This window comes from Blastomonas sp. SL216 (assembly GCA_026625625.1).
Lineage (GTDB): Bacteria > Pseudomonadota > Alphaproteobacteria > Sphingomonadales > Sphingomonadaceae > Blastomonas.
In genome coordinates this window covers 592,850-617,875 of sequence record CP113055.1, presented here as the reverse complement: position 1 = coordinate 617,875, position 25,026 = coordinate 592,850, and the positions used below count along the sequence as shown (strand labels likewise).

The 25,026-nt window shown below is 63.7% G+C and carries 29 protein-coding genes and 1 pseudogene; 20 read left to right on the top strand and 10 right to left on the bottom strand.

Annotated features, from left to right (window positions below; all coding sequences use genetic code 11):
* The first annotated feature begins 1 nt into the window (after position 1).
* From pspB to queC, 12 genes are all read left to right on the top strand, one after another.
* Complete coding sequence (gene pspB, locus OU999_02875; GenBank protein ID WAC24154.1) at positions 2-304, top strand: envelope stress response membrane protein PspB; 303 nt, start codon at positions 2-4, stop codon at positions 302-304.
* A complete protein-coding gene (pspC, locus tag OU999_02870; protein ID WAC24153.1) occupies positions 301-708 on the top strand; it encodes an envelope stress response membrane protein PspC in 408 nt (135 codons plus the stop codon). Before pspB ends, pspC begins: the two co-directional genes overlap by 4 nt.
* Positions 709-747: 39 nt before the next feature.
* Entirely contained in the window at positions 748-1,068 is a 321-nt protein-coding gene (locus OU999_02865) for a hypothetical protein (GenBank protein ID WAC24152.1), read from the top strand.
* Positions 1,069-1,082: 14 nt separating this feature from the next.
* Positions 1,083-1,391, top strand: coding sequence for a hypothetical protein (locus OU999_02860; GenBank protein ID WAC24151.1), 309 nt, complete (start codon positions 1,083-1,085; stop codon positions 1,389-1,391).
* Positions 1,392-1,416: 25 nt separating this feature from the next.
* The gene (locus OU999_02855; protein WAC24150.1) at positions 1,417-1,677 is read left to right on the top strand and encodes a hypothetical protein; all 261 of its coding nucleotides are present in this window, start codon (positions 1,417-1,419) and stop codon (positions 1,675-1,677) included.
* A 28-nt stretch (positions 1,678-1,705) separates the two neighbouring features.
* A complete protein-coding gene (locus OU999_02850) occupies positions 1,706-1,975 on the top strand; it encodes a hypothetical protein (GenBank protein ID WAC24149.1) in 270 nt (89 codons plus the stop codon).
* Between the two features lie 51 nt (positions 1,976-2,026).
* On the top strand, positions 2,027-2,266 hold the full coding sequence (locus tag OU999_02845; protein ID WAC24148.1) for a hypothetical protein: 240 nt from the start codon (positions 2,027-2,029) through the stop codon (positions 2,264-2,266).
* 54 nt (positions 2,267-2,320) lie between these two features.
* Entirely contained in the window at positions 2,321-2,740 is a 420-nt protein-coding gene (locus OU999_02840) for a SufE family protein (protein WAC24147.1), read from the top strand.
* Positions 2,741-3,020: 280 nt separating this feature from the next.
* Positions 3,021-4,259, top strand: a complete 1,239-nt coding sequence (locus tag OU999_02835; protein WAC24146.1) for a hypothetical protein — start codon at positions 3,021-3,023, stop codon at positions 4,257-4,259.
* Positions 4,260-4,449: 190 nt separating this feature from the next.
* Positions 4,450-5,346 (top strand): Hsp33 family molecular chaperone HslO, encoded by an 897-nt coding sequence (locus OU999_02830; GenBank protein ID WAC24145.1) that lies wholly within the window; start codon positions 4,450-4,452, stop codon positions 5,344-5,346.
* A 167-nt stretch (positions 5,347-5,513) separates the two neighbouring features.
* Complete coding sequence (locus tag OU999_02825; GenBank protein ID WAC24144.1) at positions 5,514-5,930, top strand: hypothetical protein; 417 nt, start codon at positions 5,514-5,516, stop codon at positions 5,928-5,930.
* Positions 5,931-6,105: 175 nt separating this feature from the next.
* Complete coding sequence (gene queC, locus OU999_02820; GenBank protein ID WAC24143.1) at positions 6,106-6,789, top strand: 7-cyano-7-deazaguanine synthase QueC; 684 nt, start codon at positions 6,106-6,108, stop codon at positions 6,787-6,789.
* A 68-nt stretch (positions 6,790-6,857) separates the two neighbouring features.
* Here the strand turns inward: queC and OU999_02815 are convergent, their stop codons facing one another.
* Positions 6,858-7,178: a hypothetical protein gene (locus OU999_02815; protein WAC24142.1), complete on the bottom strand. Its 321-nt coding sequence runs from the start codon at positions 7,176-7,178 to the stop codon at positions 6,858-6,860.
* Positions 7,175-7,849 carry a lipoyl(octanoyl) transferase LipB gene (lipB, locus tag OU999_02810; protein ID WAC25332.1) on the bottom strand — a complete coding sequence of 225 codons (675 nt, stop codon included), beginning with the start codon at positions 7,847-7,849 and terminating at the stop codon, positions 7,175-7,177. The genes OU999_02815 and lipB overlap by 4 nt, the downstream gene beginning before the upstream one ends.
* A gap of 145 nt (positions 7,850-7,994) precedes the next feature.
* On the opposite strand from lipB, the gene OU999_02805 reads away from it, so the two are divergent.
* The 4 genes from OU999_02805 (at position 7,995) to OU999_02790 (ending at position 11,408) form a co-directional block, all read left to right on the top strand.
* On the top strand, positions 7,995-8,756 hold the full coding sequence (locus OU999_02805) for a glycerophosphoryl diester phosphodiesterase membrane domain-containing protein (protein ID WAC24141.1): 762 nt from the start codon (positions 7,995-7,997) through the stop codon (positions 8,754-8,756).
* 64 nt (positions 8,757-8,820) lie between these two features.
* Entirely contained in the window at positions 8,821-9,390 is a 570-nt protein-coding gene (locus OU999_02800) for a peroxiredoxin (GenBank protein WAC24140.1), read from the top strand.
* A gap of 44 nt (positions 9,391-9,434) precedes the next feature.
* Positions 9,435-10,964 (top strand): methylmalonyl-CoA carboxyltransferase, encoded by a 1,530-nt coding sequence (locus OU999_02795; protein WAC24139.1) that lies wholly within the window; start codon positions 9,435-9,437, stop codon positions 10,962-10,964.
* A gap of 108 nt (positions 10,965-11,072) precedes the next feature.
* Entirely contained in the window at positions 11,073-11,408 is a 336-nt protein-coding gene (locus OU999_02790) for a hypothetical protein (GenBank protein ID WAC24138.1), read from the top strand.
* Positions 11,409-11,430: 22 nt separating this feature from the next.
* Here the strand turns inward: OU999_02790 and OU999_02785 are convergent, their stop codons facing one another.
* From OU999_02785 to OU999_02760, 6 genes are read right to left on the bottom strand one after another with little or no spacing between them, the layout of a single operon-like run.
* On the bottom strand, positions 11,431-12,357 hold the full coding sequence (locus OU999_02785) for an RDD family protein (GenBank protein WAC24137.1): 927 nt from the start codon (positions 12,355-12,357) through the stop codon (positions 11,431-11,433).
* Positions 12,357-13,373 (bottom strand): stage II sporulation protein M, encoded by a 1,017-nt coding sequence (locus tag OU999_02780; GenBank protein ID WAC25331.1) that lies wholly within the window; start codon positions 13,371-13,373, stop codon positions 12,357-12,359. Before OU999_02780 ends, OU999_02785 begins: the two co-directional genes overlap by 1 nt.
* An 11-nt stretch (positions 13,374-13,384) precedes the next feature.
* The gene (locus OU999_02775) at positions 13,385-14,707 is read right to left on the bottom strand and encodes a DUF58 domain-containing protein (GenBank protein WAC24136.1); all 1,323 of its coding nucleotides are present in this window, start codon (positions 14,705-14,707) and stop codon (positions 13,385-13,387) included.
* A complete protein-coding gene (locus tag OU999_02770; protein WAC24135.1) occupies positions 14,704-15,660 on the bottom strand; it encodes a MoxR family ATPase in 957 nt (318 codons plus the stop codon). The genes OU999_02775 and OU999_02770 overlap by 4 nt, the downstream gene beginning before the upstream one ends.
* On the bottom strand, positions 15,657-16,964 hold the full coding sequence (locus OU999_02765; GenBank protein ID WAC24134.1) for a DUF4350 domain-containing protein: 1,308 nt from the start codon (positions 16,962-16,964) through the stop codon (positions 15,657-15,659). Before OU999_02765 ends, OU999_02770 begins: the two co-directional genes overlap by 4 nt.
* Position 16,965: 1 nt before the next feature.
* Positions 16,966-17,610 (bottom strand): hypothetical protein, encoded by a 645-nt coding sequence (locus tag OU999_02760; GenBank protein WAC24133.1) that lies wholly within the window; start codon positions 17,608-17,610, stop codon positions 16,966-16,968.
* Positions 17,611-17,751: 141 nt separating this feature from the next.
* On the opposite strand from OU999_02760, the gene OU999_02755 reads away from it, so the two are divergent.
* Positions 17,752-18,495: a hypothetical protein gene (locus tag OU999_02755; GenBank protein WAC24132.1), complete on the top strand. Its 744-nt coding sequence runs from the start codon at positions 17,752-17,754 to the stop codon at positions 18,493-18,495.
* 42 nt (positions 18,496-18,537) lie between these two features.
* On the opposite strand, the gene OU999_02750 is transcribed toward OU999_02755, so the two are convergent.
* Complete coding sequence (locus tag OU999_02750) at positions 18,538-20,298, bottom strand: class I adenylate-forming enzyme family protein (GenBank protein ID WAC24131.1); 1,761 nt, start codon at positions 20,296-20,298, stop codon at positions 18,538-18,540.
* A gap of 274 nt (positions 20,299-20,572) precedes the next feature.
* On the opposite strand from OU999_02750, the gene OU999_02745 reads away from it, so the two are divergent.
* Together OU999_02745 and OU999_02740 are read left to right on the top strand one after the other, a co-directional pair.
* Entirely contained in the window at positions 20,573-21,310 is a 738-nt protein-coding gene (locus OU999_02745; GenBank protein WAC24130.1) for a Crp/Fnr family transcriptional regulator, read from the top strand.
* Between the two features lie 155 nt (positions 21,311-21,465).
* Positions 21,466-22,446: pseudogene (locus tag OU999_02740) on the top strand (PAS domain-containing protein).
* Positions 22,447-22,494: 48 nt separating this feature from the next.
* Here OU999_02740 and OU999_02735 read toward each other — a convergent pair.
* On the bottom strand, positions 22,495-22,902 hold the full coding sequence (locus OU999_02735) for a response regulator (protein ID WAC24129.1): 408 nt from the start codon (positions 22,900-22,902) through the stop codon (positions 22,495-22,497).
* A 283-nt stretch (positions 22,903-23,185) separates the two neighbouring features.
* On the opposite strand from OU999_02735, the gene OU999_02730 reads away from it, so the two are divergent.
* Positions 23,186-25,006, top strand: a complete 1,821-nt coding sequence (locus tag OU999_02730) for a DUF885 domain-containing protein (GenBank protein WAC24128.1) — start codon at positions 23,186-23,188, stop codon at positions 25,004-25,006.
* Positions 25,007-25,026: the final 20 nt, after the last annotated feature.

Here is a 25,026-nt window from a genome sequence, read left to right as displayed (position 1 = left end):
AATGGAAGACATTCTGGTCCCCATCTTCGTCGTCGGCATGCTGTTCATCGGGCTGCCGTGGCTGATCTTTCACTACATAACCAAATGGAAGACCGCAGCGACGCTGACGACGTCGGACGAAACGCTGCTGGAAGAACTGCATGCGATGGCACGCCGCCTGGATGATCGCATGGACACCGTCGAGCGGATCATTTCGGCCGACAATCCTGACTGGCGCCCGGCGCGGCTGACCAGCTCTGATGACCAAGACGACTACGGCCTGGAGCAGGTCGAGCGCATGCTGAAGGAAAGGGTGAGGAAATGAGCCGGCTGGACAAGTACAAATATGACGCCCCTGCCCCGCGCAAGACCAAGTTCTATCGCGACAAGCAGAACGGCAAGTTCATGGGCGTGTGCGCCGGAATCGCCGACTATACCGGTATCGATGTGGTCTGGATCCGCGTTGCCACCGTTCTCGTCACGCTGATGACCGGCTGGGCGCTGGTGGGCTATTTCCTGATGGGCATGTTCGCCGAGAAAAAGCCTTCGCACCTCTATACCGACGATCAGGACCAGAAATTCTGGCAGGGTGTGCGCCAGTCCCCGACCCGCACCGCCCGCGACGTCAAGGCCCGGTTCCGCGAAATCGACCGTCGCCTGGCTGATGTGGAGCTGTTCTACACCGCCAAGAACACGCGGCTGGCCGACGAGATCGAAAGCCTGCGCTGACACGCGGCACCTAAAACAACAAGGTATCAGGAGAATATCATGAGCTGGGGTGGACCGGGTTTCGTCCTTTCGATCATCATGCTGTCCATGGGTGCCTGGGTCATCACGACCTGGATCCGGGCCAAGCATGGGTATCCGCTGGAAGATCAGTGGACTGGCAAAGTCATTGAACGAAGCGATCCCGACGCTGATCGAAAAATATCGCTGCTCACCAATGAAAACGAGCAACTGGTCGGCAAGATCGGAAGACTGGAAGAGCGGATCGCAGTGCTGGAACGCATTGCCACCGACGCCAACAGTTCCAGCGTCCGGCTGGCCGATGAAATCGAACGCCTGCGCATCGAAAAGGACCCCGCGTGATGGACAAGGTTGCAATGATACAAGCGCTTGCGCCCGCCCTTGCGATCCCGTTCATCGCGATCACCGCAGGCTGGGTACTCACCACCTGGATGCGGATCAGGAACGGCTATCCGCTGGAAAACAGCTGGGGCAAGCCGGTCTATCCCAAGACCGATCAGGAATCGGTCGAGCGGATCAAGCTGCTGAGCCAGGAAAATGCGCAGCTGCGCGCCGAACTGGGATCGATCAAGGACCGTCTGGGCAATGTCGAACGCATCGTCACCGATGACGCGCACCGCCTGACGCACGAAATCGAGGCCCTGCGCGACAAGCGGGCTAACTGACACTTTTACTCCTGGGGGCACATCCATGTTCGACTTCGACTTTATCTTCGCTCTCATCCCGATTGCACCGTTCGCCATTGGCGGGCTGGCCATCTGGACCCACCACAAGCGCAAGACGTTGGAACTGGAAATCGAGCTGACCAAGGCCCGCGCACTGGAACGTCCACCGGTCAACGACAAGCTGGAACAGCGGGTCCGCACGCTGGAGCGCATCATCACTGACGGTCGCGGCCGCGACGACCTGGCCCAGCAGATCGAGGATCTGCGCACCAAGCAGCTGAGCTGAACAAGAGAGACGTTGAAGGAAAACGCAGATGAACCCGTTTGAAATGGTGATCGGCATAGTGCTGATCGTGATGGTCGCCAACGTGCTGAAGACCCGTTACCGCGCCAAGCACGGCATATTGGAAGACGGCACAGGCAAGGAAACGCTGGCCGTTCCGGTTGATACCGCCGAGACCCAGCGTCTGCGCGAGGACGTCCGTGCGCTGAAGGAGCGCGTCCAAGTGCTGGAGCGTGTCATCACCGATCAGCGCCAGTCGAGCGACCTCAGCCTTGAAATCGAGAAACTGCGCGACCGCTGACGCGGCGCATGAACCATCCACCGGGCGGCGGGGGCCGTAAAGGGTAATATCATGGAAAGCGCCTATCTCTACATGACTGTGGCAACCAGTGCCTTGCTGGCCATTGCACTGGTCTCCTCCACCGCATTGCGCGGCTGGCGCGATTGGCTGGCATTCAAGCGCCACGAGATCGAATCGCACGCACCGATGCACGATGGCGGATCGCCTTCCACCCATTCGCGCATCGAGATTGCGGACCTCAAGGAACGCATCCGCAAGCTGGAAGCGATCGCGGCCGGAGTGGAGCTGTAATTATCGCGGTGCGGCGGGGTGACTTTGCCCCGCCGCATCGCTATCTGCCCGGCCATGACGACAGCAGCCCCCAGCATTGCCGATCTGGCCGAAGAATATGAATTTCTGGACGCCGATGACCGCTATCGGCTGATCATCGACCTCGGCAAAACACTCGATGCGATGCCCGATGCGCTGAAGACCGACGCGACTCTCGTCCGCGGCTGCTCCGCCTCCGTCTGGGTCTATCCCACCCGCACCGACGACGGCACCTTGCACTTCCTCGCTGACAGCAACGCGGCCATCACCAAGGGCATTATCGCACTCGTCCTGCTCACCGTGCAGGACAAGACGCCGGGCGATGTCGCCAGCGCCGACATCGAGGGCGCGCTCGCCCCATTCGATCTGAAGAACCAGCTCTCCTCCAACCGCACCCAGGGCATTCCCAACATGATCGCGCTGATCCGCGAGACGGCGGGGCGATATACGGGGTAAATTCCCCGCTAGCGTATTGGCGGCTTCGGCGTGATGGCAGGCCGTGCTAGCATGATTTGAACTGGGTGCGCAGGCAAAGGGCGGGTTTGCGACGCTGCTCCGGAACTGCAGATGTCGCCCAGGACCGAGCATTCAGGGAATTGATATGCAGTCGTCCTGTCCTACGCTTGCCGTAAGTTCGCTTCTGGCGCTCGCTTTGGCGGGCTGCGCGACCGGGATGGGCACGCCTGGCTCCCCGCAGCCGGTATCGCTCGATCTGACCCGCTCTGCAGACCGGCAGGTGACGGCGAACTATCGCCTCCGCCAGGCGACCACGGCGCTCCATTTCCCGCAGGAGCTTGGCGGTTATCGCGCCGAAGCATGGAAACCAATGGACGGCGCATTTCGGTGGGTAAAGGAGGGCGAAGGCGAACGGATCGAACGCACGGACGGGCGCCCGTTCCGGCAGGTCGCGTTCAGGATCGCCATCGACTATCGCGCCCTGCCCAAGAGCTACGCGCCCTTCTCGCCCTTCAGCGAAGGCGGCGCTCTTGTCTATTCCGGGCAGTTTCACGCCTGTGCGACCGCGCCATGCGAGCAGCCAGGGCCCCTTCCCATCCGCATTAGTTCGCCCGGCGAGATCGTCGGTGTCGAAGGCCGCCGCAGCGCGGACCGCGATCAGTTCGTCAGCCGGGACGAGGGAACCAGCATATTCATAGGTACGCTGAAGCCGGTGGACGCCGATGGTTTCGTGGCGATCATCGACCCTGGTCTTCCGGTTGCGGCGCGTGAGCACCTCGACCGCTCGCTGCCCCAATCCATGCAGGATCTTGCCGCGATCTACGGACCGCTGTCCTTCAAACCGGAACTCTACGTCTCCATTGACGATGAGCCGGAAAAGGATGGCCGGATCTCGAGCCAGGGCGGTACCCTGCCAAGGCAGATCTTCATGCACTTCGACGGAGAGGACGCCAAGAAACGGATGCTCGCGGACAGTCCGCTGTGGCTGGAATGGTTCTTCGCGCATGAAGCCGCTCACCTGTACCAGCAGGACAAATCCGGCAAGCTGGTCGGCGATGATCGTTTTGGCTGGATGCATGAAGGCGGCGCCGATGCCATGGCCGCGCTGGCGATGGTTGGGCGCGGTCCGGCAGAGCGAGCCTATGTGCTGAAGCGCAAAGAGGAGGCCGAAAAGGCCTGCGCCACCGGTCTCGCCACGACAACGCTGAGCAAGGCGTCGGCCGAAGGTAAGTTCGATCTGCAATATCAATGCGGGCTGATCATGTGGCTCTCGATCGATCAGGACTTGCGGCGCGCCGGCAAGCCCGGGCTTGCCGATCTCAACCGCGCCATGTTCGCTGCGGTGCGTTCTGGCGAGCAGTGGAGCCAGCCCCTCTTCTTCAAGCTCGCAGGCGAGCTTGGAGCCTCGCCCGCCGTGATGATGCAGATCATGACGCTTGCAGACGGCAATTCGAACGATGCGCTCGAAGCCCTTGGCGCGCTGGGGCAGGTGGCGAACGGATCCTTGAACCTGAACTGAGGGTTGCAAAGGGCTCGTTTGCAAATTGGCAAGTTCTGGCTTCCGACCGGGTAATGCCCTCACCCCCCGCTCAGGCTGAGCCGACAAGGGGGCGTGTTGCAATGGTATGCCCCTCATTCGCCGGCCCGCGATGGCGGGCAATCAGAACCCAGGTTTGACGCCGCCGCTTACCCGCACCATATAGCCCGCCATGAGCACCGTTTTCGACACTCCGCCCGTCCATTTCACCCTTCCCGGCCAGGATGCGCGCGGGCGGTTTGTGCGGCTGGACAGCGTCTTGCGCGAAATCCTTGCCGCGCATGACTATCCCACCTGCATCAAGCTGGTGCTGGCCGAAGCGATCACCATCGCCGCGCTGATCGGATCGCTGATGAAGCAGGATGGCGGCCAGGTCACCATCCAGGCGCAAACCGAGGGCGGCATTGTGGAACTGCTGGTCGTCGATTATCGCGGCGGCGAACTGCGCGGTCATGTGCGCTTCGATGCCGAACGGCTGGCGCGGCTGGGTGCCAACCCGTCGCTGTTTGCGCTGTTCGGCAAGGGCTATCTCGCGCTGACCTTCGACCAGAGCTTCGGCAAGGGCCGCTATCAGGGCATCGTCCCGCTCGACGGGGATTCGCTGGCCCAGGCGTGCGAGAGCTATTTCACCCAGTCCGAACAGGTACCGACGATGATCCGCATCGCCATCGAGAGCGATGCCACCGGCTGCCGCAGCGCGGGCTTTCTGGTGCAGCACCTTCCCGAAGGCGAGGAAGGGCGCGAGCGGCTGCACGTGCGGCTCGACCATCCGCAATGGGAGCATGTCTCGATCCTGGCAGGCACATTGAGCCATGGCGAGATGCTCGACCCGGGCTTGAGCGGACGCGACATCCTGTGGCGGCTGTTCCACGAGGAGGACGAGGTGCGCGCCGTGGATGGTGCGCCGCTGGTCAAGGGTTGCCGCTGCAATATCGAGCATATCCGCGATGTCATCGGTCGTTTTCCGCCCGAGGAGCAGGCCGAGATGGTCGGCGATACCGGGACGATCGCTGTCGATTGCGCGTTTTGCTCGCGCATCTTCCATATCGAGCCGCCGACGCCTGGCTGAATTTGGTACGGCAGGGCCCCAAACCCGCCATAATTACCGAATGATTTCGCCATCATCTTCGCGTAATGCACAGATATTGCCTGGGGCAAGAAACCTGAATTGGGTCGCACGCCATTGAATGTGCCTGCTGCGCTGAACGGCAGGATCCAACGATAGGGTTAACCCGCATGACTATCTCCCCCGTCCGCCTCAAATGGCTTGCCCTGCCGCTTTGCGCGCTGGGCCTGGCTGCTTTTTCGGCCCCCGCCGATGCGCCGGAGCTTGCCATGCTGAACAAGCTGCAGCCCGGGCTCTGGAACCTCAAGGAACGCGGGAGCGCCGATGCTTCCGACAAACTGTGCGTACGCGATGCGCGCAAGCTGCTGCAATTGCGGCATCGCGACCAGCAGTGCAGCCGCTTCGTCGTCTCTGACGAGCCCGATGAGGTCACCGTGACCTATCGCTGCCCAGGTGGCGGATCGGGCCGCACCACGATCAAATATGAAGGTCGCGGCCTGGTGCAGATCGATTCTCAGGGGATCGCGCAGAACTCGCCCTTCGCCTTCGCGCTGGAGGCACGCTATGCCGGGGCCTGTGCCGGCTGATCGCTGGCGGGCTTGCACCTTTTCTTAACCATCATCGGGTTATGACGGTGGCGTGCCGGATTCGGTACGCTTTCCTCCATTCAGGTCGTGAAGACCTCACTGGGCCGCCGGACATGTCCGCGCGGCCCGATTTTTTGAATTGCCCGTCATGCCGCAGCGCAATATGCGCGTGGACATGACCGAACCCCAGAAAACCGCCGTCGTGCTGCTTTCAGGCGGCCTCGATTCCATGGTGTCCGCGGCGCGGGCCAGGGAACAGGGCTTTGCTGTCGCCGCGCTGACGATCGACTACAACCAGCGCCACCGGGTCGAGATCGAAGCCGCAAGGAAGATCGCTGCGCATATCGGCGCGGTGCGGCACATCGTGCTGCCACTGGACCTGCGCCAGTTCGGCGGGTCGGCGCTGACCGACGATATCGCGGTGCCCAAGACCGGGGTCGGTGCGGATATTCCGGTTACCTATGTGCCCGCGCGCAACCTGATTTTCCTGTCGCTGACACTCGGCTGGGCCGAAGCACTGGGTGCGCGCGACATTTTCATCGGGGTGAATGCGCTCGACTATTCGGGCTATCCCGATTGCAGGCCAGATTTCATTGCCGGGTTCGAACGGCTGGCGGACCTTGCCACCAAGGCGGGCGACCAGGGCGAACCGTTCACCATCCACGCGCCGCTGCAATATCTGGGCAAGGCCGAAATCGCGGCAGAAGCGGCGCGTCTGGGGCTTGATCCGGGCATGAGCTGGTCGTGCTATGATCCTTCGCCCGATGGTCGCGCCTGCGGCCTGTGCGACAGCTGCCGCCTGCGCAAACAGGGCTTTGCCGATGCCGGGTTGATCGATCCGACGGTGTACGCGGCCTGAGGGTTGCGCCTGCGGGCTGACGCCTGAAAGCGCGACGCCTGAACTTGCGGCCCGTGCCGGATAGCATCTTATTCCGCGATCGACCCTTCCAGCTTCGGCTCGGCTGGCGCAGCAGCGGGTGCGGCGGGCGCCGGCGCATCTGCAACGGGCGTGGCGGCCTCGCCCGTCGCCGGTGCCACCGGCGCAACGCCGGGCACCGGCGGCAGATCAGCCGGATCGGCCAGCGGCGCATCATTGGGCAGCAGTTCCAGATCGGGCAGTTCGTCGCTGATCGTGCCTTCGGGCGTGCTGCCCTGTGCGACGGCGGTCTTGTCGGCAGGCTTGTCGTTGCATGCCGACAGCGCCAGCGCAGCCAGCAGCGCTCCGAAAATCACAGGTTTCTGCGTCATGTGCGTCCCTTCCCTTTCGCCTCGCTTTGGCATGCCCCGCCCAGACCTGCAAGAAAGGCATCCCGGTGGCGCGCGAGCGCGGCATCCAGATCGGGCATGGTCGCATCGACGCCCAGATCGGCGAGGCTGGTGACCGGATATTCGGCAATGCCGCACGGCACGATGCCGCCGAAATGCGCAAGGTCCGGGTTCACGTTGACGGCAAAGCCATGCATCGTCACCCAGCGACGCACGCGCACGCCGATGGCCCCGATCTTGGCCTCCTGGCCCATCCGGTTATCGGTCCAGATGCCTACCCGCCCTTCGGCGCGGCGGGCGGGCACCCCCAGATCAGCCAATGCAGCGATCACCCAGCCTTCGACGGCGTGGACGAAGCAGCGCACATCCTTGCCGCGCTGGCGCAGGTCCAGCAGCACATAGCCGACGCGCTGGCCCGGCCCGTGATAGGTATAGCGCCCGCCGCGCCCGGTATCGAACACCGGGAATTGCTGGCTGAGCAGCTCGGCAGGATCGGCGCTGGTGCCGGCGGTGTAGAGCGGGGGATGTTCGAGCAGCCATAGCAGTTCACCCGCCTCGCCCTGCTCGATCGCGCTGTTGCGCGCTTCCATCTCGGCCAGAGCCTGGGGATAGGGCGTCAGTCCCGGCGATACCCGCCATTCGGGCGCTGCCATCTGGTCTTGGTCGATTGTGGTCAAGCTTGCTGCCATCGGTCCTGCCTCAGCGCGCGACGGATGGTGCGCCAAATGCCTTGCGCAGCGCCCGTGCGGCGTTTAGCGCAAGCCTTTAGTCGCTTTAGCCAGTGAGGCCAATCCCGCCATGACGCGCAAGCTCGATCTTTCCGGCTGCTGGAACGACGTGATGCAGCTTTTCCGCGCCAATCGCGAGCTGTTGCTCAGCGTGGCGGGTGTGTTCATCCTGCTGCCAAGCCTTGCCTTTGCGATGTTCGCGCCGCCCCCGGTATCGCCGCCCGATGCCGATATCTCCGCGATTTATGCGAACATGCAGCAATTCTATTCCGACAATCTGGTGTGGATCGTGCTGATCGGCCTGCTCAACGGCTTTGCCAGCATCGTCATGCTGGTGCTGATGCTCGATGCCAGCCGCCCGAATGTCGGCGATGCCATGCGCCGCGGGCTCGCTATCATCCTGCCCTATTACGCGATGGGGGTATTGAGCGGCGTACTTACCTTTCTCGGTTCGCTCGCCTTCGTCCTTCCGGGCATCTACATTTTCGTGAAGCTGATTGCTGCCGGCCCGGTGATGGTGGCCGAACGGTCGCACACGATCATCGCGCCGATGCGCCGCTCCTGGGCGCTGACCAAGGGCAATAGCGGGCGTATCCTGCTGTTCCTGGTCATCGTCGCGGTCACCGCCTTTTTCGTCTACATCACCAGCGTCACCGTGTTCGGCATCATCATCCGGCTGGCACTTGACGGGGCGATTGGCGACACGCTGACCATCCTGGTCGATGCGGTGATGAGCACGCTTCTCTCGGTGCTGATGGTCTGCGTCTATGCCGGGATCTATCGCCAGCTCGCCGGGCCAGGGGCAGAGGATATCGCGCGCGAATTTGCCTGAGGCGCTGGAATTTGGCCCCGGCCTCCCTAAGTTGCTGTCAGCACAGACAAAGGGGTCCTTCGCCATGCGCGCATTTGCAATTTCGCTTTCCGCCCTCGCCCTGACCGCAGGGTCCGCCGCGATCATCGCACAAGCTCCGGCGCTCGCTGCCGATGCGGGCAAGATCGCGATCGGCGGCAAGGCCCCGATGTTCACCACCACCGGTGCCAAGGCAGGCAAGGCCTATAAGCTGAGCCTCGCCAGCGAGCTGAAAAAGGGCCCGGTCGTGCTCTATTTCTTCCCCAAGGCGTTTACCAGCGGCTGCACGGCCGAGGCGCATGAGTTTGCCAGCCGCATGGCCGATTTCAAAAAGGCCGGCGCCACCGTGATCGGCCTGTCTGCCGACGGCATTGACGAGCTGAAGAAATTTTCGACCGAGGCGTGCCAGAGCAAGTTCACCGTCGCGCAGGCGACGCCGCAGATGATCCAGGCCTATGGCGTGGGCCTTGCCGGGCGTCCGAACATGACCGGACGGACCAGCATGGTGGTTGCGCCCAATGGCCGCGTGACCTTCGTCCATGACGACATGGACTATCGCGATCACGTCAAGCTGACGCTAGGTGCGGTCCAATCCATGGCCAAGAAGAAGGGCTGACATTCCTGCGTGACCGCTGCCTCCCGCCGCGCTAGCGTCAGGGCATGAGTTGGCAGGAAGAGATCGACGAGCTTGCCCGGCGCCGTGCGCTGGCCGAGAAGATGGGCGGGGAAGACAAGGTCGCGCGGCAGCATGCGCGCGGCAAGATGGATGCGCGCGCGCGCATCGATGCCCTGCTCGATCCCGGCAGCTTTCGCGAAATCGGCAAGATCGCCGGGCGGGGCAGCTATGACGACCACGGCGATCTGGTCGATCTTGCCCCCTCCAACTTCATCTTTGGACGCGGCAATCTGGATGGCCGCGCGGTCGTGGCCAGCGCCGATGATTTCACCGTGCGCGGTGGTGCCGCCGATGCCGCTCTGCACCGCAAGTTCGTGCAATGCGAGGCGATGGCGCACGAACTGCGCCTGCCCCTGGTCCGCATGATCGACGGCACCGGTGGCGGTGGGTCGGTCAAGACGCTGGAGACCATGGGCTATACCTATGTCCCGATGGTGCCCGGCTGGGACCATATCGTCACCAATCTCGAGACCGTGCCCGTGGTCGCGCTGGCGCTTGGCCCCACTGCAGGGCTGGGCGCGGCGCGAACCGTCGCCAGCCATTATTCGGTGATGGTCAAGGGCCTGTCCCAGCTGTTCGCCGCCGGCCCCGCCGTTGCCGCCGCGATCGGCGAGACCGTGGACAAGGAGCAGCTGGGCGGCACCGAAATCCATTGCCGCAATGGCGTTGTCGATGAAGAGGTGGCGAGCGAGGCCGAGGCCTTTGCCGTGGCGCGCCGGTTCCTTTCCTATCTGCCCTCCTCGGTCGACGGCCTGGCAGCGCGCGTGCCCTGCGATGACCCCAGCGATCGGCGCGAGGAAGCGCTGCTGGCCGCGGTGCCACGCGATCCGGGCCAGGTCTATGCGATGCGGCGCGTGCTGGCGCAGGTGTTCGATCAGGGCAGCGTCTTCGAAATGGGCCGCCGCTGGGGCCGTGCGGTCATCACCGCCTTCGCCCGGCTCAACGGCTGGCCGGTCGCGGTACTGGCCAGCGACCCCAGCTTTCTGGGCGGATCATGGGAGGCCAAGACCAGCGAAAAGGCCGAACGGTTCGTCAAGCTGGCCGACCAGTTCCGCCTGCCGATCGTGCATATGGTCGACAATCCCGGCTTCATGATCGGCGCGGATGCCGAGCGCGCGGGCACGATCCGCTATGGCGTCAACGCAATGAATGCCATCTACCGCGCCAAGGTGCCGCTGGCCTCGGTCATCGTCCGGCGCGCCTATGGAATTGCGGGCTCTGCCATGTCGAACGCCGAGCGTTTCCAGTATCGTTTTGCCTGGCCGAGTGGCGACTGGGGATCGCTGCCGATCGAGGGCGGGGTCGAGGTGGCCTATAAATCCGAGCTGGAGGCGAGCACGGACCCTGAAGCGCATCTGGCGGTAATCCGCGCCCGGCTGAACAAGGTGCGCAGCCCGTTCCGCAGCGCTGAGCATTTTTCCGTCGAAGATATTATTGATCCGCGCGAGACGCGGCCGTTATTATGCGAGTTCGCGGATCTGGCCTGGGCGAAGCTGTCGGCAGGACGGGCCTAGCCATCCGTTTTTGCGACATGCTTAACGCAGCGGACGCCATTTTCCTGAAGCCCGCCTTAACGCAGCGCATGGCAAGGTCATCCTGAAATTCTGTCAGGACCCCGTGCCATGATCAATAATTCAGACCCTCCCGGTTCGCCTTCGATGCGGACGGTGTACATCCGGCCCAATTATCAGGCCAATGATGTCGCACCGACCAATACCGACCCTGCCCCCAGCAGGCCGGCCAATGATGGCGTGATCAATCTCGTCAATCGCCCCACTGCCACCAGCGGTGCGATGGAGAGCCTCGCCAAGGCGGCCGCCGCGGCCGAGCTGCCCAAGTCGCTCGACGATTTCGCGCGGCAGGTTGCAAAGTCGATGCTTGGCGACCCCGAACAGGCGATGCGCACGCTGCGCCCGCCGTCGGCTCAGGTCGTGACCGGACTGCTCGGCGCAGCCTGATCGGCTACGCCGCCGCCCCTTATCAGCTGTTCTTGTCAGCGCGCCTTCGGCCGAAACGCATTGCGCGTTCCAGCCGGGCGCGCAGTTGCGTGTAATAGGCCTCGAGAAACGCACGCTCATCGCCGATCGGCGGAGTCCAGCCGATCTTGCCGCAGATCGTCGCCGCCACCGTCTCCATCGCCTCGGCATTGCCGTTGCGCAGCACTTGCTCCAGCATCTGCAGCTCATATTCGCCATAGACCGACAGCTCGGCCTCGCTGAACCGGTAGCGGTCGGCGGGCAGCGCTGCGACTTCGGCACTGGCTGGCGCGCCAGTCGCAACTACAGCGCCCAATACGGCCTTGGGCGCCTGCACCACCCAGGTCCCGGCGATCAGGTCGCCGCAGCGCAGCCGGTCCTTGTTGAGCAACGGGAACAGCAGGAAGATGCCGACCCAGATGATGCCGCTCCAGGCGGCAAATTCGCTCAGCGTGCCCTGCACACCGCCCGATGTCATGAACATCAGCGGCAGGAACATCTCGATATCGCGCAGCAGATTGCGGGCGATCACCGCTTCTGCGGTCAATCGTCCGCCATCGCGCGCAGCCACGCGAATGCCCACCGATCTCTTGCCCCAAGTCGCGGCGCGCTGCCCGAGCTCGAAGAACAGGAAATAGGCATTGCGCGCCAGAAACGTGCCGATGATGAACAGGATGAACAGGAAGTTGAGCACGCCATCGGACACCGATGGCAGCCCTGCCCGCTCATAGCCCCAGACCAGCAGCAGGATCGTGAGGACGAACGCGACAAACATCCCGAAAAGCGCGCTCAGATCGATGAACAACGCCCCGACGCGCGCGCTGGCAGGAGCGATGGCCACGTCCAGCGCGACACCCTCGGGCGTCACCAGCGTACGCTTGAGCTTGGGATCGGCCCCGCGCGTACGTCCCAGATCGGCAGCGCGCGCCATCAGACGCGCCTCGGGCGGAAGGCAAAGAAATAGGTGAGCCAGACCGCCAGCACGCCATAGCCGATCGCATAGCGCATGGCCGTCGACTGGACGAGCTGGCGGGCAAAGCCTTCAAGCAGCCCCGCGCAGATCAGCATCACGATCACCCCCGCCATCACCTGCGCTGCCCTTCGCCCGGCATCGCCCAAAGCGGTCAGATGGCTGCGTGGACCCGGAAAGCCCAGCGCCCGCCCGATATGCAGCCCTGCGCCCCCGGCCAGCAGGATGGCGAGCAGCTCGGTCGTCCCATGGATCGAGAGCCAGCCGATAAACTCGACCGTCAGCCCGCGCGACGCGAATACCCAGAGCATCGCACCCAGGCCCACCATATTGTACACCAGCAGCAGCAAGGTCGGCACGCCAAAGGCAAAGCCCAGCGCAAAGGCCATGATCGCGACCTGGGCATTGTTGTTGAACAGATAGGCGGCGAAGACCGAGAGCCCCTCTTTTTCCGTATCGCTGAACAAGGTGCCCATCAGCGCCTCACGCGAGGCACCCGGCACGCGCACGTCGCTGAACTGGCTGGGCACCAGCCGGTAGTACCATTGCGTGTCCGCATCGACGAGGAAGAAGCCCAGCACTGCGCCAGCGACCATGGCCGCCAGCGCCACCAGCAAGTCCGGCCAAATGCTGCGCACCGCGCGGCTCAGTCCGCCGCCGAAAAAGCCGCGGCACCAGCCGCCCAGCGTCGTGCGCGTGCCGTAAACGATGAAATACGCGCGCAGCGTCAGCGATTCCAGATAGGCGATCAGCCCCGCATCGAGCGAGCTTTCGCGCGCGATCGACAGGCTGGAGAGCAGGTTGCGATAGAGCACCGGCAATGCCATGACGTCATTGTCGGACAGCTTCTTGAGCCGCCCCTTCTCCATCGCAGTGACCATGGCGTCGAGCCGCTGCCAGTCACGCTCGCGCTCCAGCCGGAAACGGTCGCTGCGCAGCACTGCGGCGGCCACGGCCTGTTCGCCCGAGGCTTGCATGGCAGCGCCGCTCACAGCTGCCCCCGCCGCTTGATCTTGAGATAGGCGTTCATCAGCCGCGTACCGATCTCGTCATGCCGCCCCTCGACCACATCGATCCCCATATGTCGCAGCCGTGCGATCACCATGCGGCGCTGCGCCAGCAGGCTCGCCGCCGCGACGCTTTGTGCGACCATTTCACTGGTATCGGGCGGCTGGTCGACCAGGGACAGCAGCTCCTCATCCTCCATCGCGACGAACAGCAACAGATGCCGGTCGATCAGCCGACCGACCGATTCGAGCATGAGTTCTGCACTGGTTGGGTCGGTAAAGTCGGTGAACACGACGATCAGCGATCGCCGCTGCAGTTGCGCAGCGAGCGTCGAGAGGGCCAGCGTGTAGTTGCTCTCCTCGAAGCGATAGTCGATCCCGGCCGCCTCGGACTGCAGGCGGAAAAAATTGCGGCTGCCCGAGACAAAGGGTGTCGCGCGCTCGGGCCGGGCGGCAAACGAGAACAGGCGGACCTGATCGCCCGCCTTCAACGCGACATAGCTGGTCAGCAGCGCTGCCGAGACGGCGCGGTCGATCCGCGGCAGGCCCGCGACCGGCTCGCACATGTCCGATCCGCTATCGAGCGCGAAGACGATCTGGTTGTTGCGTTCGGTATCATATTCGCGCGCCAGCAGCTTCGAGTGCCGGGCAGAGCTTTTCCAGTCGATCGATCGCCGGTCGAAACCGGGCTGATATTCGACCAGCGCCTCGAACTCGCTCCCCTCGCCGCGCATCTGCCGCGCCAGGATTCCGTAGATCGCTTCCTTCAGGAATATCTGCAGCGCCGGCGCGCGCACCGCCGCGATATCGGGCAGGATGGCGACGCTCTCCCCGCTGGCCCGCGCTTCCTGACGCCAGCCCAGGCCCAGCGGCCCTTGCCAGCGCAGCCATAACCGCTCGATCTCCAGCGATCCGCGCCGCACCGGCGACAGAGCGAATTCGCCGCGCAGTGCCGATTTGCGATCCGAGCTTTGCAACTTCGCAAAGCCGCGTCCGCCAGGCACGATCCGGCTCGCCACCGCAATGCTCGCCTGGGCATGCACGACAGGAACCTGGGCGGCGAGTTCGGCCTCGATAGCGATGCGAACATCGCTGCCCAGCTCACTGCTCGCCGGCACGATGAGCGCAATATCCCGCGCCCTGCCCGCAATCAGCGCATCGATCAGCGCAAGCAGCAAAACGGCGCCCGACCAGGCGGGGCCGAGCGCCCACAATCCCGGTGTGAACGCCGCCAGCGCAATCGCCAGCGGCGCACCGCCTGCAATCAGCAGGCCCGCACGCAGGGTCGGATAGGCTCCGATCAACGCGGCGCCTCGGTCCGTTCGACCAGATCGGCGACGATTATCTCGACGCGGCGACCTTCGATCTCGGCGGCGGGCGACAGCAGCGTGCGGTGGCGCAGCACCGAGGCTGCGAGCTGCTTGACGTCATCGGGGATCACATAGTCGCGACCCTGAAGCGCAGCGCGTGCGCGCGCCGCATTGGCCAGCATGATCGCAGCGCGCGGGCTAGCTCCGCTCTCGAAATCCGCCGTCTCGCGCGTCGCCCGCACCAGCCGCACGATATAGGCGACGACCTCATCGACCAGCTTGACCTCGCCGACGGCAGCGCGCGCCGCGCTGAGCTCCTCGGCCGTTACCTGCGGCTGGATGGCAAAGGCATCGGGACGCTGCACGCCGCTGCGCTTGCCATATTCGGCAACGATCCGCGCCTCTTCTGCCGCATCCGGATAGCCGACCAGCAGCTTGAACAGAAAGCGGTCGAGCTGGGCTTCGGGCAGCGGATACACCCCCTGTTGCTCGATCGGGTTCTGGGTCGCCACCACCATGAAATGCGGCGAAAGCGCATGCCGCGTGCCGTCCAGCGTCACGCTGCGCTCCTGCATCGCCTCCAGCAGCGCGGCCTGGGTCTTGGGCGGGGTGCGGTTGATTTCGTCGGCCAGCAGCAGGTCGGTGAAGATCGCACCGCGCGTCAGCGTGAACTGGCTGGTCTGGAAGTTGAACAGGTTGGATCCGATGATGTCGCCGGGCATCAGGTCCGGGGTGAACTGGATGCGCCCGAAATCGAGCGACAGGCACGCGGCAAAGCACTGCGCCATGAAGGTCTTGGCGGTCCCCGGCGGCCCTTCCAGCAGTACGTGCCCGCTGGAAAACAGCGCGATCAGCAGATGATCGATGATCTCGTCCTGCCCGATAATGGCCTTGCCCATTTCGGCGCGGATGCGATCACCCAAAGCGTTGATATCGGCCAAGTTCATCCCATCCGGTCCTTTTTCCATCCATAAAGCGCGCGCGCAGCGGCCGCGATGGCGGGCCGGTCGCGCGCGCTGCGCATGTCGTTCAACAACTGTTCGTAGCTTCGGCCCTCGCCATCGGCAGGCACCAGGGCCAGCCTTGCATCGACCTGATCGGGCGGCAGCGATGGCGGCAGACCCAGCGCGCGGGCCGCACGATCGCGCAGCAGATCGGCATACGCATTGGCGACGAGATGATCGCGCCCGAGCCGGCGGACGAGCGCCGCGCTGCCGCGCACCAGCGCCGTCTTGCCAAAGCCAAAGGGCCGCTCATCCGACAAGGGCGGGCCAAAGCGGAAGAAGGCCATCCACGCAAAGGCGATCGCTGCCAGCACCAGGCTGGCGACCGCGCCGACAAAGGGCGGGCGGAACGCGACCGAGAGCAGGTTTTCCGACGCGCCAAGGCCGTTCTGGGTGAGGTCGAACACCACGCCTTCACCGCCGCCCGACCAGGCTGCATCGACAATCTGCAACGCCTGCGCGGCCGTCTTGCGGTTGGCCAGCCCCATATTGTTCATCAGGTCGGCATCGGCAACGATCACGACCGGATAGCGCCCCTGCTGCACGCCGGAACCCGGCTCGGCCGACGCATCGGCATCCAGCGAGGGATACCAGCCGCCATCGTCGATGACCGCAACCCGCGCTGCGCCGGACGCCGGATCGGCCAGCACGGTCTTCAGCTTGTCGCCGGTAATCGTTACCCGCGCCTTCAGCGCCTGTTTCAGCATCGCGGTCTTCTGCTCGGGCGTTTCGGCCTGGACGAGGGGAAACTGCGAAAACTGAGGGCTGACGCCTTCGAGCCGCGTCCTGGCGGTGACCAGCTGCGACAGGATCTGCGGCGATTGCATCGCCACCCATGGCGAATCGAGCTGAACCCAGCCGCTCTTGAGGCCATCAAGAGGGGACACCTGCCATTTGGGCAGGATGATGATCGTGGGGCCGATAAAGGCGCGCTGGTTGACCAGGGCGGCAAGTTCGGTCGGATCGGCGGAAATCTCGGGGGTGATGATCAGCAGGTCCTGCTGCTGCACCGCCACCGGGCTGCGTCCGTAGCGAACCGGCGTTCCCGTGTTCTCGAGCAGACGCCCAAGAGCCGAATAGCCGACGATGCTTGCCGATGCGCCATGCGCCTGGCCATTATTGCCCTTCCGCAGCGCCCCGCCTGCCCCGATCGCATAGAGCAGCGCCAGAAACGCGGCGAAGCCGATGGCGACCATCAGCAGCACCGTGCCGCGCGCAAAGGGGGAGCCGCCGGTCTCGCTCGCCATCTTAGCCGCCGTCCAGCGCAAAGGCGCGATAGGCCTCGCGCGAGCTGTCCCACGCGCTGCGATCGAGCGGGCGGCGCGCGAAGAAGCTCGCCTCGACATGCCCTGCGATGACGCCAAAGGCCTGGCGCGCCCTTTGCGAAAGTGCATCGAACGCACCGATCTCACGCGTGGTGCTTGAAGGGCGCAACAGATCGGGGCGCTTGGCGGCGATATCCTCGATCGACCGGTACAGCAGCAGATGCGCTGCCTCGTCGAACCGGCCTTCCACAGCCAGCCTGTCCGCTTCTTCCAGCAAGGCGCGCGCCTGCGCCTGATCGGGCACCCAGTCGGGCTGCACGCCCGCGCGACGTTCGCGCCAGTCGGCAATATAGGGCGCCAGGATCACCCAGAGCAGCACCAGGACTCCCGCGATCAACGCCACGAGCAGGACCTTGCTCAGCACCGGCCAGGCATAGGCGATCGCCTTGATCAGCGGCTCGAGCAGTTCGCCCAGCCATCTGGAAAAATCGCTCCACCATTCGGGCGGTGGATCGGCTGGCTTGGAAAAATCGGGCGTGAACTGGATGCTGCCATCGCCGCGCACCTGGTCATAGGCCGCATCAAAACCTTCGCGGCGAGGTGCAGTAAGGGCCGGGCCAGCAGTCACAACGCGGGTGATTGCAGAAGCGCGCCGAGGGAGCAAGGCGATTTGCAGGTGATCAACCGCACTGGACCGTTCGCTGGCACATGTTAGGCTGACCGCAAAACAAGATTCGGTCGCTTGGGACAATCAACCGGGAGTATTGATATGGCGAGCCAGCCTGCCGAGTTCAGCATATCCAACGTGTTTTCGAACACCTTTGGCGTCATCGCGCGCAACGCCGCCCTGTTTCTGGGGCTTTCGCTGATCATCGTGGGTCTGCCGCAACTGGGCATCGGCATGTTCGTGACGCCTTCGCTGGCCGATCCGACGGCATTGCTCGGCGGCCCGACCGCGATTGTCAGCAGCATCGTCGGCTATGTCCTGTTCCTGTTCCTGTCGATCATCCTGCAGGCCTCGCTGATCGTCGCGTCGGCCAATGATATCGCAGGCCGACCGGTGAATTTCGGCGAATGCGTCAGCCGCGCGATCGGCAAGCTGCTGCCGCTGATCGGCCTGGGCATTGTCGTGGCAATCGGCATCAGCATCGGGCTGGTCATGCTCATCATTCCCGGCATCATCCTCTATCTGATGTGGATGGTGGCGGTGCCCGCGATGATGGTCGAGAATCTGAGCGTATCGGACGCGCTCAGCCGCAGTTCGGCGCTGACCAAGGGGTCGCGGCTCAAGCTGCTCGGGCTGATCATCGTGTTCATCATCTTCAGCACGATCATCGGCATCCCGATCGGGATCATCTCGTTGATCAGCCCCAGTCTCTCGGTGGTCAGCAGCGCCGTGCTGAGCACGGTGAGCGCAGCGGTGGGTGCCGCTGGCATCGCCGCCGTCTATATCGAATTGCGTGGGACCAAGGAAGGCGCGAGCAGCGAGCAGCTGGCCAGCGTTTTCGCCTGATCGCCGGCCCGGGCTCCCGCGCTGGGGCCCGGGCCAGGCTGCTCAGCCAAACAGTCCGGAAAGGTCCTTTTTCAGGATCTTGCCATTGGCGTTGCGCGGCAGCGTTTCGTGGTGGAACACGATTTTCACCGGCACCTTGAACGCGGCCAGCCGCTCGCGCACCCAGGCCTGCAGCTCGGCTTCGGTCGCACTCGTGCCGGGGGCCAGATGCACCACCGCCGCCGGTTCCTCGCCCAGGGTGCGGTGCGGCAGGCCGATCAGCGCCGCATCGGTCACCGCCGGGTGATCGTACAGCACGTTCTCGACCTCTGAAGAGTAGATATTCTCGCCGCCACGGATGATCATGTCCTTGGCGCGATCGACGATATAGCAAAAGCCTTCCTCATCGAGCCGCGCCAGGTCGCCGGTGCGCACCCAGCCATCGACAAAGGTCGCCGCCGTCGCCTCGGGCTTGTTCCAATAGCCCTTCACGATCTGGGGCCCGCGTGCCCAGAGCTCACCCACCTCACCCACCGGCAGTTCGGTGACGCCATCGGCGTCCATGATCTTCAAGTCGCTGACCGGCACGGCTGGGCCGCAGCTGTCGGGACGGTTGAGATAATCCTCTGCCGTGTGGCTGGTCACCGTCGCCATGGTTTCGGTCATGCCCCAGCCATTTCCGGGCAGCGCGCCGAACACCTCGCGGATCTTGCGCACCAGCTCGGGCGCAGAGGGCGCGCCGCCATAGGAAATCGACTTGAGCGAGGACAGGTCGTATTTGTCGCGGTCGGGATGCTCGATCAGCTGCCAGGCGATGGTCGGCACCCCGCCGGTCGCGGTCACCCGCTCGCGCTCGATGATCTCGAGCGCCCTGGTCGCATCCCATTTGTGCATGAACACCAGCGTCGATCCGCCGAACATCACGCCGGTCATGCCCGCGCTGCACGCGGTGACGTGGAACAGCGGTATCACGGTGAGCATCACCGCAGGCTCGGGCGCGGGCGGCGCCTCGCCCCTGCGCAGCGACGATCGCACCCCGGCATAGGCGGTGGTCAGGATATTGGTCGTCATGTTGCGATGGCTGCCCAGCGCGCCCTTGGGGTTGCCGGTGGTGCCCGAGGTATAGAAAATGGTCGCCGCATCATCGGGCGCGATATCGACGACAGGCAGCTCCGCCGGGGCAAGGTCGCCATAAGCAGGCGGCGCGCCGATCACGTCTTCCAGCCGCGATGCGCCTTCGGGCAACGTGCCCAGGCTGCGGCTGATCAGCATGGAACCCAATGCGCCCAGTTCACCCATGTGCGGCGCGATCCGGTCCAGCCGCTCGGCATCGGCGATCAGCAGCTTCGCGCCGGAATCGGCCAGGCCATAAGCCAGCTCCGCGCCGGTCCACCAGGCGTTGAGCGGCACCGCGATCGCGCCGATGCTGACAATCGCGAAAAAGGCCACCGGCCATTCGGGCAGGTTGCGCATGGCCAATGCCACGCGGTCGCCCTTGCCGATCCCGGCAGCCTGGAGATGCGCGGCCAGGGTGGCCGTGGCGCGGAACCAGGCGTCATAGCTGACGCGCTCATCCTCATAGACCAGAAAGGTCTTGTCGCCATGCATGCGGGCAATCTGGGCCAGTGCAGCCAGGCTCGGCGGCGCGTTCTTCCAGCACCGGGTCGCCACCCCCTCGACCGAAACCGTCTCCATCTCGAACGGCTGGCCGGCGGCGCACAGCATCGCCTCGATCTGCCCAAGCGACATTGCCGGCCATCCGGCAGGCGGCGCCCATTTTTCGGCAGCGGTTTCAGATGGGGACGGGCTCTCGATGAGCGTCATGACGTGATGATCCTCTCTGCGTAAATTTACGTTCGCGTCAACTTTATGGAATTGGCTGCGACACGCAATCACTGATTTTCAGGATCGTTTCAGCCACCGGCGCGTACGTGGTTTCTGTGCAGCAGCGCATATTTATAACATATGTTAATAATCTGAATTTGCTGGATATTTTTCGTCGCCTGCCTACAAGTGTGGCGCCGACTACAAGACCGAGATCGATTGACGGGGCAGTTCGGCAGGTCGGCTGAATGCCCCTTTCTGCAGGAGCCCGACCATGTCCGACAGTTGTTTTGTTGTCCGGCTGAACCGTTATCTCGACCTCACCCCCGCCGAGAACAAGGCAATTGCCCATCTGGAGCAAGAGCCGCGCGAATACAGCTCCGGCAGCATGCTTTGGCAGGAAGGCGACGACCTTTCGGAGCTGCTGATCGTCCATCAGGGCTGGGCGCTGTCCGAGAGCCGATTGCCGTCGGGCAAGCGCCAGATCCTCCGCTTCCACTTTTCCGGCGACATGATCGGCGCATCGGGAATCGCCTTTCGCGATGCCCCGTCCAGCATCGTCGCCGCGACCGATATGGTGGTGTGCCGCTTCCCGCGCCGCGCGCTGGGCCAGACCTTCATTGAACATCCGCGCCTGGCTGCGCTGTTCTTCTCGATCAGCCAGATGGAAAGCATCGACCTTTACGATCGGCTGCGCGCGCTGGGGCGCAGCGAGGGCAAGGCGCGGCTCGCCAACCTGTTCCTGTCGATAGCGGCGCGGATGCGCGCGGTCAGCGGGCAGCACAATCCCGTCGTCCGCATTCCGCTGACCCAGAGTGATCTGGGCGATGCGGTCGGGCTCACCCAGGTGCACGTCAACCGCCTGATCCGGCAAATGACCGAGGAAAAGCTGATCACGCGGAACCGCAGCACGGTGACGCTGGTTGACGAACCGAAGCTGATTGAACTGGCGCGTTTCGTCGACCGGTTCAGTGCTTTGGATTCAAGCTGGTTCCCCTCACCGCGGGGCTGAGCCCCCGTGAACTGTTCCTGAGCGGAGAGGTCCGCTAGAAAGCCGACCGAATGTCTGAACTCGATTTTCTCTCGCAAGCCTTTGGCGTCACCCGCGGCCAGGGCGAGGAAGGCGTGGTGGCGACCCGCGACACGTTGCAGCGGATGAATTCGGCCTTTCGCATTCTGACCGATGCGATGCCGCAAATGGTCTGGTCCACCCTGCCCGACGGCTATCACGACTATTACAACGCGCGCTGGTACGAATTTACCGGCGTTCCGCCCGGGTCGACCGATGGCGAAGGCTGGAACGACATGTTCCACCCTGACGATCAGGACTATGCCTGGGGAATATGGCGGAATTCGCTGGCCACGGGCGAGCCATATGAGGTGAACTACCGGCTGCGCCACCATAGCGGCGAATATCGCTGGACGCTGGGGCGCGCATTGCCATTGCGCAACGAATCCGGAGAGATCGTCCGCTGGATCGGCACCTGCACCGATATCCATGAATCGAAGATGATGGCCGAGGAAAACGAGGTCCTGAGCCGCGAACTCAGCCACCGGATCAAGAACATCTTTGCGGTGATCAACGGGCTGATCGGCATGTCTGCGCGGCAGAACCCCCAGCTGCGCCCGATGGCCGCCGAACTGCAGGACCGCATCGCCGCGCTGGGCCGCGCGCATGAATTTGCCAGGCCGCACAGCGAGCAATCGCGCCCGGTCAATATCGCATCGACCCTCAGCGGACTGCTCACCGAAATATTGAGCGCCTATCCGGCGCTGGGTGCCGGGCGGCTGACGATCAGCGGCGACGACCCCGAAATCGATGACCGCAGCGCGACACCGATCGCCCTCGTCTTTCACGAGCTGGCCACCAATTCGGCCAAATACGGTGCCTTGTCATCCGAAGACGGCTCCGTGCAGATCGTGGTCGCGCAGGATGACGATGTCGTCGCGATCAGCTGGATCGAGGACAAGGGGCCTGTCGTCGCGGGCGAGCCTGACGAAACGGGCTTCGGCACGCGGCTGGTTCAGCTGGCCATTACCCAGCAGCTGGCGGGCGCTATTGAACGCCATTGGCTGCCCGAAGGCCTGCGGGTCGATATGAAGGTGTCGGCTTCGCGACTGAAACGAGTCGACGGCGCGCCTGTCTGAAGGTTACATTTGCAACTTCGCAGATCGCCGATCAAGCTTTGCAAATACTCAGGAAGAGAGCAGCATCAGCCCGGGCGGCGGCGTCGGCGTGCCGGCACCACTGCGCGCAGCGAGCGCGAAATCGATCGCTTCGACCACCTGCCTGCTGTCGGCAGGCTTGATCATGACGCCCAGAGCGCCGGGAATGGGAATATCGATCTGGCGCGGATTTGCGGTCACGAAAATCACCGTGCAGCCGATTTCCTGGCCCAGCCACGCGCCGATCGAAGGGCCCGTCGCGCCATCGCACAGGTTGATATCGACCAGCGCCACGGTCGGTGCCCGTTCGGCCAGTTTCATGGCCGATTTCCAGTCGTCGCCAACGCCCACGACCTCATAGCCCGCATCTTCCAGCCCGACCTGCATGTCGAGCGCGACGAGAAATTCGTCTTCTATGATGAGAATGCGGGCAGTCATGATGATAACGTTGTCATTTTCCGGCTGGCGACCCCCAATGGGCGGCATCTGGAACATCAAACCATTGGGCTGCCATAAAGTTTCATCGATAAGTTGATCCATGTTAATCGATGCAATCAATTCATCGCTTCGCTCTCCGTCAGTTTCCACCAACGGATGACGACGTTCGACAAGTGCATGACGGTGCGATTGCCGGGCGGTTAATCGCGTGTTAGCGCCATGTTATACGCCCGCACCGATCATGGGATCGATGCGCGGGCTTCAAAACTGGGGACACCATTTCATGCCTTCTTTCCGCCAGACCATGCTGCTGCTGGCAAGCGCAGCGCTCGCCGCCCCTCTCGCCGCCGCTCCGGCGCTGGCCCAGACCGCGACCCAGGCCGCACCCCAGTCCGAGGACGCACGCCTGACCGCGCTGTTCGCCGCCGATGACGAAGCGAGCCTGAAGCGCAATCCGATCAACGGCCTGTTCCGGGGCGATACGCGCTATGCCGACCGGCTGGGCGACTATGTCACCGACGCCTATTTCGATGGCGAGCGCAAGGCGGCCGAAGCCAACCTCTCGGAGCTGGCCAAGATCGACCGGGCCAAGCTGAGCACCGTGAACCAGATTGCCTATGATATTTTCCAGCGAAACCAGAAGGATACGCTCAAGGGTCTGTCGGCCGAGTATCTGCCGCTGACCGTCGTGCGACCGATCAACCACTTTTTCGGCTTCCACACCTTCTATCCCAATTTCGCATCGGGCACCGGCACCGCGCCGTTCAAGACCGTGACCGACTATGAGAACAATCTGAAGCGCCACAAGGAGTTCATCCTGCTGCTCGACCGCTCGATCGACCGGTTCAAGCAGGGCCAGGCATCGGGCGTGGTCGAAACCAAGCTGACGATCCGCAACGTGATCGAGCAGCTCGATACGCAGCTTGCGCAGAAGCCCGAGGATTCGCCCTATTACGGACCGGTCAAGCAGTTCCCGGCCGATTTCAGCGAGGCCGACAAGGCGCGCTTTACCGAGGCTTATCGCAAGACCATCACCGACGATATCTATCCCGCCTACAAGCGGCTGCGCGATTATCTCGCCAATGACTATCTCAAGGATGCGCGCGAGGGCGTGGGCCTGAAATACATGAAGGGCGGCGACAAGCTCTATGCCTATCTGATCGAACAGACGACCACGCTGCCGCTCACTGCGGACGATGTGCACAATCTGGGCCTGAGCGAGGTCAAGCGCATCCTCACCGAGATGGACGCGATCAAGACCGAAGTCGGCTTCAAGGGCACGCTGCCCGAATTCTTCAACTATCTGCGCACCGACCCCAAGTTCAAGATGCCGACGCGCGAGGCGCTGACCCAGGGCTATTACGACATCGGCAAGAAGGTCGATGCGGTCATCTCGACCCAGTTCAAGATCCTGCCCAAGACGCCGCTGGAAATCCGCCCCTATGAGGAATTCCGCGAAAAATTCGAGGCAGGCGGCAGCTATCAGTCGGGCAATCCCGATGGTTCGCGCCCGGGCATCTTCTATTTCAACGCCTATGACCTGCCCAGCCGCACCACGCCGGGCATGACCACCCTGTATCTGCACGAGGGCGCGCCTGGCCATCACTTCCAGATCAGCCTCGCGCAGGAAAACGAGACGCTGCCCGCGTTCATGCGCTTTGGCGGAAACACCGCCTATGTCGAAGGCTGGGCGCTCTATTCGGAGAAGCTGGGCTATCCGATGGGCCTGTTCACCGATCCCTATCAGCGCTTCGGCCATCTCGATGACGAGATGCTGCGCGCCATGCGTCTGGTGGTCGACAGCGGCATCCATTCGAAGGGATGGACCCGCGAACAGGCGATCAAGTACATGCTCGACAACTCGTCGATGGGCGAGACCGACGCCACCGCCGAGGTAGAGCGCTATATCGCCATCCCCAGCCAGGCGCTGGCGTACAAGATCGGCGCGCTGACCATCCAGCGGCTGAAGGCCAAGGCCGAGAAGGAACTGGGCGCCAAGTTCGACCCGCGCGAGTTCCACGACCAGGTGCTCAACACCGGCGCGCTGCCGATGGCGGTGCTGGAAGAGAAGATCAACCGCTGGATCGCCGCGACCAAGGGCTGATCGCCTGACCGGCTGCGAAG

Coding starts and splice junctions, on each gene's coding strand:
- pspB (WAC24154.1), top strand. CDS start 2: ATGGAAGACATTCTGGTCCCCATCTTCGTCGTCGGCATGCTGTTCATC.
- pspC (WAC24153.1), top strand. CDS start 301: ATGAGCCGGCTGGACAAGTACAAATATGACGCCCCTGCCCCGCGCAAG.
- OU999_02865 (WAC24152.1), top strand. CDS start 748: ATGAGCTGGGGTGGACCGGGTTTCGTCCTTTCGATCATCATGCTGTCC.
- OU999_02860 (WAC24151.1), top strand. CDS start 1,083: ATGATACAAGCGCTTGCGCCCGCCCTTGCGATCCCGTTCATCGCGATC.
- OU999_02855 (WAC24150.1), top strand. CDS start 1,417: ATGTTCGACTTCGACTTTATCTTCGCTCTCATCCCGATTGCACCGTTC.
- OU999_02850 (WAC24149.1), top strand. CDS start 1,706: ATGAACCCGTTTGAAATGGTGATCGGCATAGTGCTGATCGTGATGGTC.
- OU999_02845 (WAC24148.1), top strand. CDS start 2,027: ATGGAAAGCGCCTATCTCTACATGACTGTGGCAACCAGTGCCTTGCTG.
- OU999_02840 (WAC24147.1), top strand. CDS start 2,321: ATGACGACAGCAGCCCCCAGCATTGCCGATCTGGCCGAAGAATATGAA.
- OU999_02830 (WAC24145.1), top strand. CDS start 4,450: ATGAGCACCGTTTTCGACACTCCGCCCGTCCATTTCACCCTTCCCGGC.
- OU999_02825 (WAC24144.1), top strand. CDS start 5,514: ATGACTATCTCCCCCGTCCGCCTCAAATGGCTTGCCCTGCCGCTTTGC.
- queC (WAC24143.1), top strand. CDS start 6,106: ATGACCGAACCCCAGAAAACCGCCGTCGTGCTGCTTTCAGGCGGCCTC.
- OU999_02815 (WAC24142.1), bottom strand. CDS start 7,178: ATGACGCAGAAACCTGTGATTTTCGGAGCGCTGCTGGCTGCGCTGGCG.
- lipB (WAC25332.1), bottom strand. CDS start 7,849: ATGGCAGCGCCCGAATGGCGGGTATCGCCGGGACTGACGCCCTATCCC.
- OU999_02805 (WAC24141.1), top strand. CDS start 7,995: ATGACGCGCAAGCTCGATCTTTCCGGCTGCTGGAACGACGTGATGCAG.
- OU999_02800 (WAC24140.1), top strand. CDS start 8,821: ATGCGCGCATTTGCAATTTCGCTTTCCGCCCTCGCCCTGACCGCAGGG.
- OU999_02795 (WAC24139.1), top strand. CDS start 9,435: ATGAGTTGGCAGGAAGAGATCGACGAGCTTGCCCGGCGCCGTGCGCTG.
- OU999_02790 (WAC24138.1), top strand. CDS start 11,073: ATGATCAATAATTCAGACCCTCCCGGTTCGCCTTCGATGCGGACGGTG.
- OU999_02785 (WAC24137.1), bottom strand. CDS start 12,357: ATGGCGCGCGCTGCCGATCTGGGACGTACGCGCGGGGCCGATCCCAAG.
- OU999_02780 (WAC25331.1), bottom strand. CDS start 13,373: ATGCAAGCCTCGGGCGAACAGGCCGTGGCCGCCGCAGTGCTGCGCAGC.
- OU999_02770 (WAC24135.1), bottom strand. CDS start 15,660: ATGAACTTGGCCGATATCAACGCTTTGGGTGATCGCATCCGCGCCGAA.
- OU999_02765 (WAC24134.1), bottom strand. CDS start 16,964: ATGGCGAGCGAGACCGGCGGCTCCCCCTTTGCGCGCGGCACGGTGCTG.
- OU999_02755 (WAC24132.1), top strand. CDS start 17,752: ATGGCGAGCCAGCCTGCCGAGTTCAGCATATCCAACGTGTTTTCGAAC.
- OU999_02750 (WAC24131.1), bottom strand. CDS start 20,298: ATGACGCTCATCGAGAGCCCGTCCCCATCTGAAACCGCTGCCGAAAAA.
- OU999_02745 (WAC24130.1), top strand. CDS start 20,573: ATGTCCGACAGTTGTTTTGTTGTCCGGCTGAACCGTTATCTCGACCTC.
- OU999_02735 (WAC24129.1), bottom strand. CDS start 22,902: ATGACTGCCCGCATTCTCATCATAGAAGACGAATTTCTCGTCGCGCTC.
- OU999_02730 (WAC24128.1), top strand. CDS start 23,186: ATGCCTTCTTTCCGCCAGACCATGCTGCTGCTGGCAAGCGCAGCGCTC.